At 42.7% G+C, this 487-nt stretch carries 1 protein-coding gene; it reads right to left on the bottom strand.

Annotated features, from left to right (window positions below; all coding sequences use genetic code 11):
* Positions 1 to 109: 109 nt before the first annotated feature.
* Positions 110 to 487: IS200/IS605 family transposase (gene tnpA / locus CWB80_RS21955; protein WP_138686316.1), on the bottom strand; the 378-nt coding region annotated here is incomplete at its 5' end.

Raw genomic sequence — 487 nt, 5'->3', positions numbered from 1 at the left:
TATTTAGTCCTGTGGGGCGAGCCGCGTACTTTCTTGTTTTCTCTGCATTGAATTGAACATTAGGCTTGCGCAATCTCACCCTTTCAAGGGCGAGTCAAGCAAGAGGTAACTAGTCTTTTTTCTGACTTAAAGCGCGTGAAGTTTTTACGGCTCTTTCACTTGGCGGTGTGTTTTGATTTTCAATGTACTGCTTAATTACATCCAAACTCGCGCCGCCGCATGACACGACACAATAACTAGGCGACCAAAAGTGATTTCCCCAAAGCATCGTCTTAATCCGATTCCAATACTCACGCCTTAGTATATATGACGACTTCCCTTTTAATTTGCCAACCAAATTCGATACAGCAACTTTGGGGTGAATAGACACCATTAAGTGAACGTGGTCATGTTCTCCACCAAACTCTAAAAGCTCGCAATCCATTTGCTTACAGGTTTCCTCCATTATCTCTTTGGTTCTATCTAACATCTCTTTAGTGAAAACGCC

The sequence above is a fragment of the Pseudoalteromonas sp. S1650 genome, from assembly GCF_005887195.1.
In the GTDB taxonomy this organism is placed as follows: domain Bacteria; phylum Pseudomonadota; class Gammaproteobacteria; order Enterobacterales; family Alteromonadaceae; genus Pseudoalteromonas; species Pseudoalteromonas simplex.
This window is presented reverse-complemented; position numbering and strand designations above follow the sequence as displayed.